The sequence below is a fragment of the Sporanaerobacter sp. PP17-6a genome (assembly GCF_900095615.1).
GTDB classification, from domain to species: domain Bacteria; phylum Bacillota; class Clostridia; order Tissierellales; family Acidilutibacteraceae; genus Acidilutibacter; species Acidilutibacter cellobiosedens.
This window is the reverse complement of the sequence record NZ_FMIF01000012.1, coordinates 1-14,019: the sequence shown is the minus strand read 5'-3', so window position 1 is coordinate 14,019 and position 14,019 is coordinate 1. Positions and strand designations below refer to the sequence as shown.

12 protein-coding genes and 2 riboswitches are annotated in these 14,019 nt (G+C 34.6%); of the genes, 1 reads left to right on the top strand and 11 read right to left on the bottom strand.

The genetic code is table 11. The features are described from left to right. Positions 1–58: 58 nt before the first annotated feature. The 10 genes from PP176A_RS05595 to PP176A_RS05550 all read right to left on the bottom strand — a co-directional run bounded on the left by PP176A_RS05595 (position 59) and on the right by PP176A_RS05550 (position 9,688). The gene (locus tag PP176A_RS05595) at positions 59–325 is read right to left on the bottom strand and encodes a pro-sigmaK processing inhibitor BofA family protein (protein WP_071139480.1); all 267 of its coding nucleotides are present in this window, start codon (positions 323–325) and stop codon (positions 59–61) included. Positions 326–566: 241 nt separating this feature from the next. Further along, entirely contained in the window at positions 567–836 is a 270-nt protein-coding gene (locus PP176A_RS05590) for a DUF2508 family protein (RefSeq protein WP_083381811.1), read from the bottom strand. 74 nt (positions 837–910) lie between these two features. Continuing rightward, positions 911–2,296 (bottom strand): dihydrolipoyl dehydrogenase, encoded by a 1,386-nt coding sequence (lpdA, locus tag PP176A_RS05585; protein ID WP_083381810.1) that lies wholly within the window; start codon positions 2,294–2,296, stop codon positions 911–913. 20 nt (positions 2,297–2,316) lie between these two features. Continuing rightward, on the bottom strand, positions 2,317–3,765 hold the full coding sequence (gene gcvPB / locus PP176A_RS05580) for an aminomethyl-transferring glycine dehydrogenase subunit GcvPB (protein ID WP_071139478.1): 1,449 nt from the start codon (positions 3,763–3,765) through the stop codon (positions 2,317–2,319). A gap of 1 nt (position 3,766) precedes the next feature. Continuing rightward, positions 3,767–5,110, bottom strand: coding sequence for an aminomethyl-transferring glycine dehydrogenase subunit GcvPA (gcvPA, locus tag PP176A_RS05575; RefSeq protein WP_071139477.1), 1,344 nt, complete (start codon positions 5,108–5,110; stop codon positions 3,767–3,769). A gap of 3 nt (positions 5,111–5,113) precedes the next feature. Beyond that, positions 5,114–5,497: a glycine cleavage system protein GcvH gene (gcvH, locus tag PP176A_RS05570; RefSeq protein ID WP_071139476.1), complete on the bottom strand. Its 384-nt coding sequence runs from the start codon at positions 5,495–5,497 to the stop codon at positions 5,114–5,116. Between the two features lie 3 nt (positions 5,498–5,500). Beyond that, positions 5,501–6,610 (bottom strand): glycine cleavage system aminomethyltransferase GcvT, encoded by a 1,110-nt coding sequence (gene gcvT / locus PP176A_RS05565; RefSeq protein ID WP_083381827.1) that lies wholly within the window; start codon positions 6,608–6,610, stop codon positions 5,501–5,503. A gap of 80 nt (positions 6,611–6,690) precedes the next feature. Further along, positions 6,691–6,770, bottom strand: a riboswitch (glycine riboswitch). Between the two features lies 1 nt (position 6,771). Then, positions 6,772–6,875, bottom strand: a riboswitch (glycine riboswitch). A gap of 72 nt (positions 6,876–6,947) precedes the next feature. Next, on the bottom strand, positions 6,948–8,327 hold the full coding sequence (locus tag PP176A_RS05560; protein ID WP_071139474.1) for a sensor histidine kinase: 1,380 nt from the start codon (positions 8,325–8,327) through the stop codon (positions 6,948–6,950). Beyond that, a complete protein-coding gene (locus PP176A_RS05555; protein WP_071139473.1) occupies positions 8,324–8,986 on the bottom strand; it encodes a response regulator transcription factor in 663 nt (220 codons plus the stop codon). The genes PP176A_RS05560 and PP176A_RS05555 overlap by 4 nt, the downstream gene beginning before the upstream one ends. A gap of 147 nt (positions 8,987–9,133) precedes the next feature. Next, a complete protein-coding gene (locus tag PP176A_RS05550) occupies positions 9,134–9,688 on the bottom strand; it encodes an SHOCT domain-containing protein (protein ID WP_143037648.1) in 555 nt (184 codons plus the stop codon). A gap of 208 nt (positions 9,689–9,896) precedes the next feature. On the opposite strand from PP176A_RS05550, the gene htrA reads away from it, so the two are divergent. Then, positions 9,897–11,069 (top strand): serine protease HtrA, encoded by a 1,173-nt coding sequence (gene htrA / locus PP176A_RS05545; protein WP_083381809.1) that lies wholly within the window; start codon positions 9,897–9,899, stop codon positions 11,067–11,069. A gap of 71 nt (positions 11,070–11,140) precedes the next feature. On the opposite strand, the gene adhE is transcribed toward htrA, so the two are convergent. Further along, positions 11,141–13,720 carry a bifunctional acetaldehyde-CoA/alcohol dehydrogenase gene (gene adhE / locus PP176A_RS05540; protein ID WP_071139471.1) on the bottom strand — a complete coding sequence of 860 codons (2,580 nt, stop codon included), beginning with the start codon at positions 13,718–13,720 and terminating at the stop codon, positions 11,141–11,143. Between the last annotated feature and the right edge of the window lie 299 nt (positions 13,721–14,019).

The following is a 14,019-nucleotide window of genomic DNA, read 5'->3' as shown; positions in this document are numbered from 1 at the left end:
TTTTTTGAAACCCATTTCAGGTCAAATATAAATTAAGATAAATGGGATTTTCCATGGATTATAAAATATATTGAAGGATTATTAACAGTATAACTCCCGGAATTCCCAGAAATCCCGTCAATATTGCCGTCAAAGGATTTATGGTTATATTTATCCCTATAAATCCTCCTATTAAGTTTACAATCAAAAGAAGTATTCCACCCAGTACTCCATTTATAACAAGTCTGATTATCATTTTTATAGGTATTACAAGAAGCATACCTATAAGATAAAGAAGAATCAGCCCAATTCCGTAAGCAAGTATTACCCCAAAATCAATTCCCATAATATTATCCTCCCTACTATATATTAATATTATTATATAATAAAAAAGACTTTTATATGAAATAGAAATTAAGGAAGTCTTTTTTGAAACCCATTTAACGGGAAATCTATATTAAGGAAATCTTAATTTCCCTATGGGTTATAAAAAAGGCTTTTATATGAAGTAGAATTTTAAGGAAGCTTTTTTTGAAACCCACTTTACGGAAAATTTATATTGAGGAAGAACATGATTTACCTATGGGCTATAACGGATGATTTTCTTTTATCTTTTTTAAAAAATAGAAATATTTTATCTTGGAAGCTTCTATTTCGTATATAGCGTGATCTATCAAGTCCGGGTCCGTGACATCATTAAAATGAGATTCCTTGTCTTTCCATTCCCTATGAGCTGCTTTTAAATCTTCAATAAGTTCCTTTTTTTCATATTCTGCCGTATATTTTTCTTCAATAGGTTTAAAAGATAATACATTTGCCAACTTAATTATTCTTTTTCCTCTTTCTTTATAATCCATAATATCCCCCCGTTCCTTTATTAGTAATTATTAACAAAAGATCAAGGGGATATACATGGATAAAAAGGTCTGTTCTACGAATATATTGACTCTTTATTTACAGTCATTATCGCTTCCGATAGTACTTCCGACAAAGTGGGGTGAGCATGAATTGTATGAGAAAATTCACTGCATTTCATTTTCTTATATACCGCGATCATTCCTTCGTGAATTAAATCAGAGGCATGGGCTCCCATAATATGAACTCCGAGGATTGTATCGTCTTCCGAATCGGCTATTATCTTTATCAATCCTTCTTCTTCTCCCATAGCGAGAGCTTTGCCGTTCCCCCCGAACATAAATTTACTCGTTTTGTATTTTATCCCTTTGTCCTTAGCCTCTTTTTCTGTAATGCCCACAGAAGAAATCTCGGGGAAGACAAAAATACAACTTGGAATAGGAGGCAAAATTAAAGTGTCTTCATTTCCCATTATTCTTTCTGCCACCTGTATACCCTGATATGAACCTGAATGAGCAAGCATTGATATGCCGTTTACATCTCCCACGGCATATATTCCGGGAATATTGGTCATATATCTTTCATCCACTTTTATCCCTTTTTTATCAAAATTTATTCCCATTTCTTCAATATTTAATCTCCGAAGATTCGGTGTCCTCCCTGCTGCCAAAAGTACGTCTTCCGATTTAAATATTACTTCGCCGTCTTTATTTTCTCCGGTTATTATAAACTCTTTTTCATCTTTTTCAATTTTATTTATTTTAACCGACGTATGAATGTGAATCCCTCTTTTTTTGGCAAGTATTTTATATCTCTTAATTAAATCTTCATCTACTTGTTGTAATATTGCAGGCATAAATTCCGCAACCGTTACTTCCGAACCCATTTCATTAAATATATTGGCAAATTCCATTCCTATAACTCCGCCGCCTATTATAAATAAGCTTTTGCTAACCTTGTTAAAATCCAGTAAAGTTTTATTGTTGAAAATCTGAGGATTATTGCTCCCCTCTATGGGTAATCGGGCAGAGGTTGACCCTGTTGCTATTACTATATTTTTAGTCCGAATATTTCTTATTTCCCCATTATTTAATATAACTTCAACCGTATTTTTATCTTGTATTTTCCCTATCCCATAAAGTACTTCAACTTTATTTTTCTTCAATAATTGTAAAATGCCATTTCTGAGCTTATCTATCACATTATTTTTTCTTTCCTGAATTTTTTCTATATCTATGGAATATCCGTCCACATGTATCCCAAAATTCTCTATATTCTTTAAGGTTTTTAAAATCTCTGCATTTCTGTATAACACTTTTGTGGGAATACATCCCTCATTAAGGCATGTACCTCCAAGATTATTCTTTTCTATAAGCAGGGAAGTCCCCCCCATTTGAGCTGTTCTTATAGCTGCAGCATATCCTGCAGGTCCTCCTCCTATTACCACAACATCTTTTTCCATAATATTCATCACCTCCCAGTTTATATCCCTTTAACAATTGGCCTTCTTGCGGCTTTGACTTCATCAACTCTCTTAATTATCGTATTGTAAGGCGCATTTTTCAGGATCTCAGGATCTTTTTCAGCCTCATTGGCAATCTCAATCATGGCATCAATGAATTCATCTAACGTTTCCTTGCTTTCGGTCTCTGTCGGTTCAATCATTATACTCTCCTTAACAATAAGAGGAAAATATATGGTTGGAGGATGGTAACCGTAGTCTAACAATCTTTTGGCCACATCTAATGTAGTAACTCCGTTTCCATTTTTAAGTCCTCCCAAAACGAACTCATGCTTGCATAGATGATCAAAAGGAATATTATAATATCCTTTCAGTTTCGATTTTATATAATTGGAATTCAATACAGCCATTTTGCTTGCTTGTTTGAGACCTTCTCCTCCCATTGAAAGAATATAAGCATATGCCCTGACCATAACTCCAAAGTTGCCATAGAAGCACTTTACTTTTCCTATCGATTCCGGTCTGTTATAGTCCAAACGATATTTATTATTCTTTTTTTCTATTATCGGCAAAGGAAGAAATTTAACCAAATCCTTTTTTACTCCTACAGGACCGCTCCCCGGTCCACCTCCGCCATGAGGGGTTGAAAAGGTCTTGTGAAGATTAAAATGAACTACGTCAAATCCCATATCTCCCGGTCTTGCCATACCCATCACAGCATTCATATTTGCTCCATCATAATACAGAAGGCCTCCTGATTCATGAATCAGACGGGATATTTCTAATATATCATCTTCAAATAGGCCTAAGGTATTGGGATTAGTAAGCATAAGTCCTGCCGTTTCATCATTAATAACCTCTTTCAGCTTTGCTATATCTATTCTCCCTTCGGAATTTGATTCCACTTGTATTACATTAAATCCTACGGTTGCGGCGGATGCCGGATTAGTTCCATGAGCAGAATCTGGGACTATTATATTCCTTCTTTTGTAATCATTCCTATATTCATGGTATGATTTTATAATCATGAGTCCTGTAACTTCTCCGTGAGCGCCGGCAGCAGGCTGAAGTGTAACTTCTTCCATTCCCCCTATTTCGGCAAGTTTCTTCGATAAATCATACATAAGCTCCAAAGCTCCCTGAACCTTCTCCTCATTTTCATAGGGATGAATATTTGTAAATCCCGAAAGAGCTGCAACTTCTTCATTTACCTTAGGATTATATTTCATTGTACAAGAACCGAGAGGATAAAATCCCGTATCCACTCCATAGTTTTTATTTCCTAATTGGGTATAATGTCTGACTATATCTACTTCACTTACTTCCGGCAGATTAATTTCATTTTTGCTTAACAAATTCTCCGGAATTATATCATCTGCTTTTAGATGGGGAACATCATTTTCTGGAAGAGAATACCCTTTTCTGCCTTTCCTTGAAATTTCAAATATAAGTTTATTGTATTCCTTCATTTTACTTTATTCCCTCCAATGCATCAGCAAGAATATCTATTTCATCTTTTGTTCTCTTTTCCGTTACACATAAAAGAACGGAATTTTTATATTCAGGATATTCCCTTTCCAATTCATATCCTCCTATAATATTTTTCTTCAAAAGTTCTTCGTTTATTTTTGTTCCGTCATATTTACTCTTTAGGCAGAACTCCATGAAAAATGGTTTGTCGAACAGCAACTGAAATTTTCCCGTGTCAATTATCTTTTTTAAGGCATAATGAGATTTACTTATACACTGCAGAGCTACTTCTCTTAAGCCCTCCTTGCCCATTGCAGTCATATACACTGTTGCAGCTAAGGCATTTAATTGTTCGTTGGAGCATATATTTGAACTTGCCTTTTCTCTTCTTATATGCTGCTCCCTTGCCTGAAGAGTTAAGACAAAAGCTCTCTTTCCGTCTTTGTCTTCCGTCTGCCCTACAATTCTTCCCGGAAGTTTCCTCATGAATTTTGATTTTGTTGCCATAAATCCCAAATAAGGGCCTCCAAAATTCAGACTGTTTCCCAAACTTTGTCCATCCCCTATAGCAATATCCGCTCCCCATTCCCCAGGGGTTTTAAGAATTCCCAAAGATATGGGATCAACGCTCATAATCATTAATCCCTTGTTTCTATGAATTATATTTTCGATTTCGGAAAAATCTTCTATTATTCCGAAGAAATTAGGATTTTGAACTATAATTCCTGCTGTATTCTCATTTATAATTTTTTGGAGCTTTTCAATATCCGTAACTCCGTCTTTTAGGTCCGCTTCCACAACTTCAATTTGTCTGAATTTCATATAAGTCTTAAGTACTTTACGTACTTCGGGATGAACCGATTTGGAAACAACCACAGACTTCCTTCTTGTAATTTCGCAAGCCATAAATCCAGCTTCCTGAGCGGCCGTACCTACATCATACATTGAAGCATTGGCTGCGTCCATTCCGGTCAGGCTGCATATCATGCTCTGATATTCAAATACAGATTGAAGAGTTCCCTGACTTATTTCTGCCTGGTAAGGCGTATAGGCAGTATAAAATTCCGGCTTTGAAATTACATATTTCACTACTGACGGAATATAGTGATCATAAGCTCCCGCTCCAAGAAAACATACCATATCTTCGGTACTGATATTTTTTTTGGAAAGAGCTTTTAAACGATTTAAAACTTCCATTTCAGACATGGGAGAATTTATGTTGAGTCTTCTCTTTAATTTCACTTCTTCCGGTACATCGTCAAAAAGATCATCGACAGAGGATAACCCTATAGAATCTAACATAATTTTTTCATCTTCCGGGGTATTTGGTATATAGGGATACATCAATTAATCCTCCTTTTTGCAATGAATTTCATATTCTTCGGAATTCATTAAATCATTCAATTGGGATTCATCTTTAATTTCAATTAATACAAGCCAATTTTCATAGGGATCTTGATTTATAAGAGCGGGATCATCGGATAAAGCTTCATTTATATTTAATATTTTCCCACTTATGGGAATATAAATATCGGAAGCCGCCTTTACCGACTCCACTGCGCTGAAATTATCTCCAGCCTCAAATTCCTGACCTATTTCGGGCAGATCTACAAAGACTATATCTCCAAGGGCATGCTGCGCATAATCTGTAATCCCGATGTATGCTTCATTGCCTTGAACCTTCACCCATTCATGATCTTTCGTATAAAGCAAATCCTTCAATATTTTCATTTTTCATTCCTCCCGATAATTTTTTGTATAAAATTTTCTGCTGATTACTGCTGCTTTTATAGGTTTATTCCTTATCATTACATCTATTTCCGTATTTAAATCAGTATAATCGATATCTATCATTGCAAGACCTATGCTTTTCTTTAAAGTAGGAGAAAAATATCCGGTCGTTACAAACCCAATATTTTTGTTGTTCTTTTTAACTTCATATCCCTTTCTGGGTATTCCTCTTCCTGTCATTTTAAATCCCACTATTTTTCTTTTAACTCCATCTTTTTTCTGCCTTAGCAGGGCATCTTTTCCTACAAAATCTCCTTTATTAGTTTTTACAAAAAAGCCGTATCCTGCCTCAATAGGGCTTATATCTTCGGAAAGCTCATTGCCGTAAAGAGGAAGATTTGCTTCAAATCTCAAAGTATCTCTCGCACCGAGACCTGCCGGAAGAATACCGTATTCTTTTCCCGCCTCAATTGTGCTTTTCCAAACAGAAATTATACTTTCATTGTCGGAATATATTTCGAATCCGTCTTCACCTGTATAGCCGGTTCTTGAAATCATGCACTTATTACCGCCTATATATGCACCCCTTTTAAATTTGAAGAATTTGAGTTCATTAAGATCAAAGTCAGTAATTTTCTGAAGCACGTCTTGGGCTTTAGGCCCCTGAACGGCAACTTGAGCTATCCCAGCCGAAATATTGCAAATATTAACATAAAAATGTTCCTTATTGCTGATCAGCCATTGAAAATCCTTGTCAATATTTCCCGCATTTACGACAAGCATGAAATAATCTTCCTCAAACTTATATACAAGAAGGTCATCAACCACTCCGCCATGAGGATTGCACATAAAGGTATATATGACATCATTATTCTGAAGCTTGGAAATATCATTTGTAACAATGTACTGCAAATAATTAAAGGCATCTTGCCCCTTTACAGTAATTTCCCCCATATGAGAAACATCAAAAATTCCTGCATCATTTCTTACTTTTTCATGTTCCTGGATTATTCCTTTATATTGCAAAGGAAGATTCCATCCTGCAAAATCAACCATTTCTCCATTAAGGTTCAGATGGCATTCATATAATGGGGTCTTCTTTAAATTTTCCAAATACATTCACCTCCAAATTTTAATAATAAAAAACAAAAAAATACAGAGATATAATGACACGACAATACAGATGTCATTATATCTCTGTATTTTTACCTGAGAGTTGCAGCATCGTAAATGATGCACTTGCTCCTACGGTGATTTCCATCTTTCCAGAGATCCATCGGATAACAATCCCTTTGCCTGAAAGCTTCTATAGTCATTTGACAAAATCACTATATTTCTTCTTCGGCCATTCTAAATGAATATCTCTCATTATCCTCATCTGAACATATTTAATTATCCAAACCCATATTAGCACCTACCCAAAAATATTTCAACTAATTTTTTAAGAATTTTAATTTTTATTTTCACTTAATGGAATTTCTACATAAAAAGAAACGCCCTCTTCTTCGTTTTTTGCCCAAATTTTGGAATCATGGAGAGTCACTATACGGTAAACAATTGCAAGCCCCAATCCGAATTGTCCTTTGTATCCCTTGTTGAATTTATCAAAGAGTCTTTCCATGATCTTATCTTCAATGGGAGCTCCGTCGTTCCACAATTTCAGCAATGCTTTCTCATTGTCATCTTCTATGGATTTAGTCAAGAAAATAGATATTTTTGTATTAGAATATCTGATTTGATTATCCAACAAATTTTCTAATACCACAATCCACTGTTCTATATCCCCTTTTATCTTTATAGGTTCCAATTTTACAAACCAATCCAATTCATTTCTACGCCACCTGAGCCTTTCTACAACTTCTCTTATCAATTCGTCTAATGCAAATATCTCTTTAGAAGTATTGTGCAAAGATAGATAATCCAATTTGGTCAAATAAAGGAGATTTCCTATTCTCTTTTCCAATCGTTCCGATTCGTTGTCAATAACCTGAAGAGTACAATCCAAATTTCCTTTTGGATATATGCCATCTCTTATGGCTTGGGAATAGCTTCTGATAACCATGACAGGAGTCTTTAATTCATGAGATACATGTTGTAAAAATGACTGCTGGGATTCATCCTGCTTAAGAAGCTGATTTCTTAACTGTTCTATGGAGTCTCCCAGTTCCCCTATTTCATCCTTTCGGTCAAGTTGAAACGACTCATCCCACTCATGATTTGCTAATTTTTTGACTCTTCTTTCCAATGCCACTAAGGGTTTGGACAAATATCTTGACAGAAAAATAGCTGGGATCCAACTTAAAAGAAGAATAAAAGTCATAACTACAACTAATCTTCTGAATAAGGTATGAACTAAATCATCTCTATAGGAGTCCCACATATAAGATACAAGGTACACATCATGGTCCCATATCTTGCCCCTTGAGATTACATAAAACATTTTTCTGCTGTTGATTTGTCCGCTGTATCTTTGGCTGCTGGCGTTTTGCGTTTCTATCTTTTCTCTTACTTCACTTAGAAAGTCTATAGAAATTGTGGGGGAAGTAATAAATATAGTATTATTGCCATATATCATAAAATGATTTACTGTTCGAATATTTTCTATTTGTTTTTTTTCAGAAAAACTGTCGGAACTAAAATCATCTTCGGAATAATCTCTGTCAATTCTATTAATTAATAAGTCTTGAGCGCTTTCTATAGTTTCATAAATTTCTTTAGTAAAAAAATCTCTTAAAGTCAACGGTAAAACAAAGACCAATAGTATTGATATACATAATGTAATCAAAGCAAATACCATCCAAATCTGTATTGATAAAGGATAATTTTTCATGAGTCCATCACCCTATATCCATATCCGTATATAGTTTCTACGTTTAAAAGAGGAAGCTTCTTCCTGAGTCTTCTTATTAAATCATCCACAGCTCTATCCGTTCCAAAATAATTTTCTCCCCAAACATAATTGAGTACCTGTTCTCTCGAAAGGGCTCTGTCTTTATTCTTAGCGAAAAATACCAAAAGATCAAATTCCTTTGAAGTTAATTCAATAACTTCATTGTCTAATTTTACTGTTCTACTGGACTCATCTATACTGTAAGGAGAAATATTCAAGTTTCTGCTGCCGCTTCCATATACTCTTTCTAAAAGATTCCGGGTACGAATAACCAATTCCCGGGGGAGAAAAGGTTTAGGCAAATAATCGTCACTTCCCAATTCCAAACCGACAACCCTATCTATATCCGCATCTCTTGCAGATATAAATATAACAGGAATATTTAAAGAAGCCTCCCTGATTTCCTGAAGAAGATGATATCCGTCTATATCCGGAAGCATAATATCCAATATCCATAAATCCGGCGGATTTGAAATAGCTTTTTGAGCGTCTTTACCAGTTAAGAAAGGACTTACTTCCCATCCTTCTTTTTTTAAATAAGTAGTTAAGACCAAATTTAAATTGCTGTCATCTTCTACTAAATATATTTTAAAAGACATATAAATCAATCTCCCTATGTTCAAATTTATATAATATTAAATATATTATAGCAAAAAGGTATGGAATTTCACCATACCTTTTTTGGGGTTTAACTAAAATAATATCAGAGGGGGGAAAGGAGGTATTCTCTCTAATTTGTGTATTTTCTATTTTGAATCCGACGGAATGATCTTTTCCATTTGTTCTTTAAATTCTTCCTTGGTTATTTTTCCATTTTTTAGCTTTTCTCGTAATTCTTTAATCTCGGTTTTTACTTCTTCTGGTAATTCTTTCCCATCTTTAATTCTCATTTTGAATTTGAAGCCTTCCGGCATTATCTTTTTCATTTGTTTTTCAAATTCTTCTTCTGTTATCTCACCTTTTTTTAACTTCTCTCGTAATTCTTTAATCTGAGTCTTTACTTCTTCCGGTAATTCTTTTCTCTCTTTGAATTCAAATCCTTCCGGCAATATTTCTTTCAATTTTTCTTTAAATTCTTCCTTGGTTATCTCGCCACTCTTTAATTTTTCTCGTAATTCTTTAATTTGTGCTTTCGTTTCTGCCGGCAAGTCTTCTTTAATATCTGATCTTATCTTCTTAGAATCTTCTTCTTGTGTATTTTGTTCAATTTTGGTGTTAGAATATTCTTCCGTATCTGCGAATACTAATGCAGACACAGAAAGAACCAATGCAACAGTAATAATCGAAATTTTTTTCAACAATTTAATTAAGAACACTCCTTTCTTTATACATTTTTGAATACCTCCTTGTTTATAGTATCTGAAAAAAATATGTAATTATTATCAAGACTTTGTGGGAAATCTTGAAAAAATTTTTTTATAAAAAAATTCACTTTTACCATATTTCTTCGATATTTGTTTTTTATTATATATGTATAGGATACGAAAAATGAATAAGGAGGTAATTTAAATGGATGAGAACAAACCGGATATCATCTATTATTCTCAGGATAATAGTAAAAAACCAAAAAAGAAGAATTTTCTTTCCTACTTTATTGTAGCTATAGTTGCAGCTATTATTGGAGGAATCGTAACATCATATATAGCCCCAAATTATTTATATGGGAAAATACTTCCCGTACCTGCCATCTATACGCAGGGAAAAAGCGGAACAAATACAGCGCAAAAAATAAATATAACTCCAAATAGCAATGTCAGCAGCGTAACGGCCGTCGCAGAAAAAACAATAAGTTCGGTTGTAGGAATTACAACAGTAGAAATACAAAATGATATGTTTTGGCAGAGAGAAGTGGAAGGTGTCGGTTCAGGAATCATAGTAGACAGCAACGGTTATATTCTTACCAATTCTCATGTAATCGGAGACGGAAATGCTAAAAAAATAACCGTTTTGTTTGAAGACGGCACCAAAAAATCGGGCAAGGTATTATGGTACGATACTGCTTTGGACTTAGCAATAGTTAAAGTAGATGCCACAGGATTAAATGCCGCAGAGCTTGGAGATTCCGACAACCTTGAAATAGGACAATTAGCTGTTGCAATAGGAAATCCATTAGGTTTGGATTTTCAGAGAAGTGTTACGTCAGGTATAATCAGCGGTCTTCATAGAACAATTCAGGTAGATGAATATAACGTAATTGAAGATCTGATACAGACAGATGCGGCAATTAACTCTGGGAACAGCGGAGGTCCTCTGTTAAATGAAAAAGGGCAGGTAATAGGTATAAATACTGCAAAGATTCAAACAGCAGAGGGGCTGGGATTTTCCATACCAATTAATGTGGCAAAACCTATAATCGAACAAGTAATAAAGGATGGATCTTATAAAATTGTCTACATGGGAATAACCGGAGTGGAAGTAGAAAAATATGAAGCTCAGTTGGGAGTAAATTTAAATGTAGACAAGGGTATAATAATTTTGGAAATAGATCCTAGTTCTCCTGCAAAAAAAGCAGGGCTTGAAAACGGAGACGTGTTAACAAAAATCGACAATCAGGAAGTAGAAAATATGAGTCAGCTGAAAAAAATACTTTATAAATACAATAAAGGCGACAAAGCAAGTTTAAATATTATAAGAAATGGGAAAAGTATGAATGTAGATATAGTCTTCACCGTTTTAAAATAGAATATCTCAAAAAAATAAAGGCAGAATTTAATCTGCCTTTATTTTTTTGAGCTGTAAGCATATGCTGACTCTTATTCAAAAGCATTTATATACATTTGTTTTATTTCACTTATTAGAGGATATCTCGGATTGGATCCCGTACATTGGTCATCGAAAGCTCTTTCCGACATTTCATCCAAAGTACTGTAAAAATTCTCTTTGGATATCCCAAATTCACAGATAAATTTAGGAATTCCTATTTTTTTCTTCAATTCGTCTATTGATTTAATTAAAAGTTCTACTTTTTCTTCTTCAGTATTTCCTCCCAATTTTAAATAATCCGATATCTGAGCATACTTAGACTTAGCATGCGGATATTTATACTGAGGAAATGATGCCTGTTTTCTTGGAGCATCTGAACTATTAAATTTTATTGTCTCATTTATCAGCAGTGCATTGGCAATACCGTGAGGCACATGATGCATTGAACCTAATTTGTGAGCCATAGAATGACATACACCTAAGAAAGCATTGGCAAAGGCCATTCCTGCAATAGTTGATGCATGAGCCATTTTTTCCCTTGCTTCCACATCAGAGGGCCCTTCATTATAAGCAATGGGAAGATACTTAAATATCAAATCAATAGCCTGCAAACATAATCCGTCAGTATATTCCGTAGATAAAACAGAAACATAGGCTTCAATAGCATGAGTTAATGCATCTATTCCCGAAGCCGCCGTCAAACCTCTCGGCATATTCATCATGAGTTTTGTGTCTATTACTGCCATGTCCGGAGTCAATTCATAGTCTGCAAGAGGATATTTTATGTCTGTTTTTTCATCAGTTATTACCGCAAAAGGAGTTACTTCCGATCCCGTTCCGGAGGATGTCGGTATTGCCACCATAGTTGCCTTTTCTCCCATGTGGGGAAACTTATATACTCTCTTCCTTATATCCATAAATCTCATGGCCAGATCTTCAAATTCTGCTTCCGGATGCTCATACAGAACCCACATAATCTTTGCCGCATCCATGGGAGAACCCCCTCCCAATGCTATTATCACATCCGGTTTAAAATCTTTCATTCTTTCAGCACCTTTTTTTGCTGTTTCCAATGTAGGATCAGGATTAACATCATAAAATATGTCATAACTGATTCCGCATTCCTCCAAAGTTTTTGTAATCTCAGCGGTATATCCAAGGTTATAAATAACTTTATCAGTAACAATAAATGCTCTTTTTTTATTCATGTCCTTTAATTCTTTTAATGCTACGGGAAGGCAGCCATATTTAAAATAAATTTTTTCCGGAACTTTGAACCAAAGCATATTCTCTCTCCTTTCTGCAACAGTCTTAATATTAAGCAGGTGTTTTACACCAACATTTTCAGATACGGAATTTCCTCCCCAAGATCCACATCCTAAGGTCAATGAAGGGGTAAGTTTGAAATTATATATATCTCCTATGGCTCCGAGGGCAGAAGGCATATTAACTATGACTCTCCCCGTTTTCATCAGCAGCCCGAATTTTTCTATCCTATCCTTGGACTTTATGGGATCTGTATATAATGAAGAAGTATGTCCGAATCCTCCGTGTTCCACCAGTATTTCAGCCTTTGATACAGCATCTTCAAAATCTTCAGCCCTATACATTGCCAATACAGGTGAAAGTTTCTCATGAGCAAATGGTTCTTCTATTCCTACAGATTCTACTTCTCCTATAAGTACTTTGGTCTCTTCAGGTACTGTTATCCCTGCCATATTGGCAATCTTATATGCCGGCTGTCCAACTATATCTGCATTTACTTGTCCGTTTTTTAAGATTATATTTCTTGCCTTATCAATTTCTTCCTTATTTAATATATAAGCTCCTCTTCTTTTAAATTCTTCTCTAACTTCATCATATATTTTATCGACTATTATTACAGATTGTTCCGATGCACATACAACGCCGTTATCAAAAGTTTTTGACATAAGAATTGAGCTCACAGCCATTTTAATGTCAGCAGTTTCGTCAATAACCGCAGGAGCATTCCCAGGTCCCACTCCAATTGCAGGTTTCCCTGATGAATAAGCAGCTTTAACCATTGCAGGTCCTCCCGTTGCAAGAACAAAATCAGCTTCCTTCATTAATAACTGGGAAAGTTCAATAGAAGGTCCATCTATCCAACCTATAATTCCTTCAGGCGCTCCCGCCTTAACTGCTGCATCAAGAACTAACTTAGCCGCAGCTATAGTAGATTTTTTAGCTCTCGGATGGGGAGAAAAAATTATTCCGTTTCGAGTTTTTAGGGCAATCAGTGCTTTAAATATCGTTGTTGAAGTAGGATTAGTTGTAGGTATTATAGCTGCAATGACCCCAAGAGGTTCTGCTATTTTTGCGGTACCGAAAAAATAGTCTTCCTCTATTATCCCACAGGTTTTTTCGTTTTTGTAAGTATTATAAATATATTCCGAAGCATAGTGGTTTTTAATAACCTTATCTTCAACTACCCCCATTCCTGTTTCTTCTACAGCCATCTTTGCCAATTCAATTCTTTTATTATTGGCAGCTATGGAAGCTTTAAAAAATATTTCATCCACCTGTTCCTGAGTAAAATGCGAAAATTGTTTTTGAGCTTTTTTCACTTCTTTCAATTTTTGTAATAATTCTTCCTTATTTTTAACTTCCATCTCATTCACCTCAACAATAAATTTTAGTATTAGATTGTTAAATAACAAACTATAAATTGGAAAAAATATATCCATGTATGGACCAAATAAGTCCCATATGCTATAAGATAATCTTTCCAGACTACATCTGAATACCTAACGTTATAGAATAAGTTTTTTTCAAAATACCTTCTAATACTTAAGGTTGCTTTCTAAAAAAATAATAAACATAATCCTTTTTAACAATAATACTTTGATAAATAATGAACTATCTTTTATTGTTAATTATATCACAATATTTATATTTGTAAACAAAAATC

Coding starts and splice junctions, on each gene's coding strand:
- PP176A_RS05590 (WP_083381811.1), bottom strand. CDS start 836: ATGGATTATAAAGAAAGAGGAAAAAGAATAATTAAGTTGGCAAATGTA.
- PP176A_RS05555 (WP_071139473.1), bottom strand. CDS start 8,986: ATGTCTTTTAAAATATATTTAGTAGAAGATGACAGCAATTTAAATTTG.
- htrA (WP_083381809.1), top strand. CDS start 9,897: ATGGATGAGAACAAACCGGATATCATCTATTATTCTCAGGATAATAGT.
- adhE (WP_071139471.1), bottom strand. CDS start 13,720: ATGGAAGTTAAAAATAAGGAAGAATTATTACAAAAATTGAAAGAAGTG.
- lpdA (WP_083381810.1), bottom strand. CDS start 2,296: ATGGAAAAAGATGTTGTGGTAATAGGAGGAGGACCTGCAGGATATGCT.
- gcvPB (WP_071139478.1), bottom strand. CDS start 3,765: ATGAAGGAATACAATAAACTTATATTTGAAATTTCAAGGAAAGGCAGA.
- PP176A_RS05595 (WP_071139480.1), bottom strand. CDS start 325: ATGGGAATTGATTTTGGGGTAATACTTGCTTACGGAATTGGGCTGATT.
- PP176A_RS05560 (WP_071139474.1), bottom strand. CDS start 8,327: ATGAAAAATTATCCTTTATCAATACAGATTTGGATGGTATTTGCTTTG.
- gcvH (WP_071139476.1), bottom strand. CDS start 5,497: ATGAAAATATTGAAGGATTTGCTTTATACGAAAGATCATGAATGGGTG.
- gcvPA (WP_071139477.1), bottom strand. CDS start 5,110: ATGTATCCCTATATACCAAATACCCCGGAAGATGAAAAAATTATGTTA.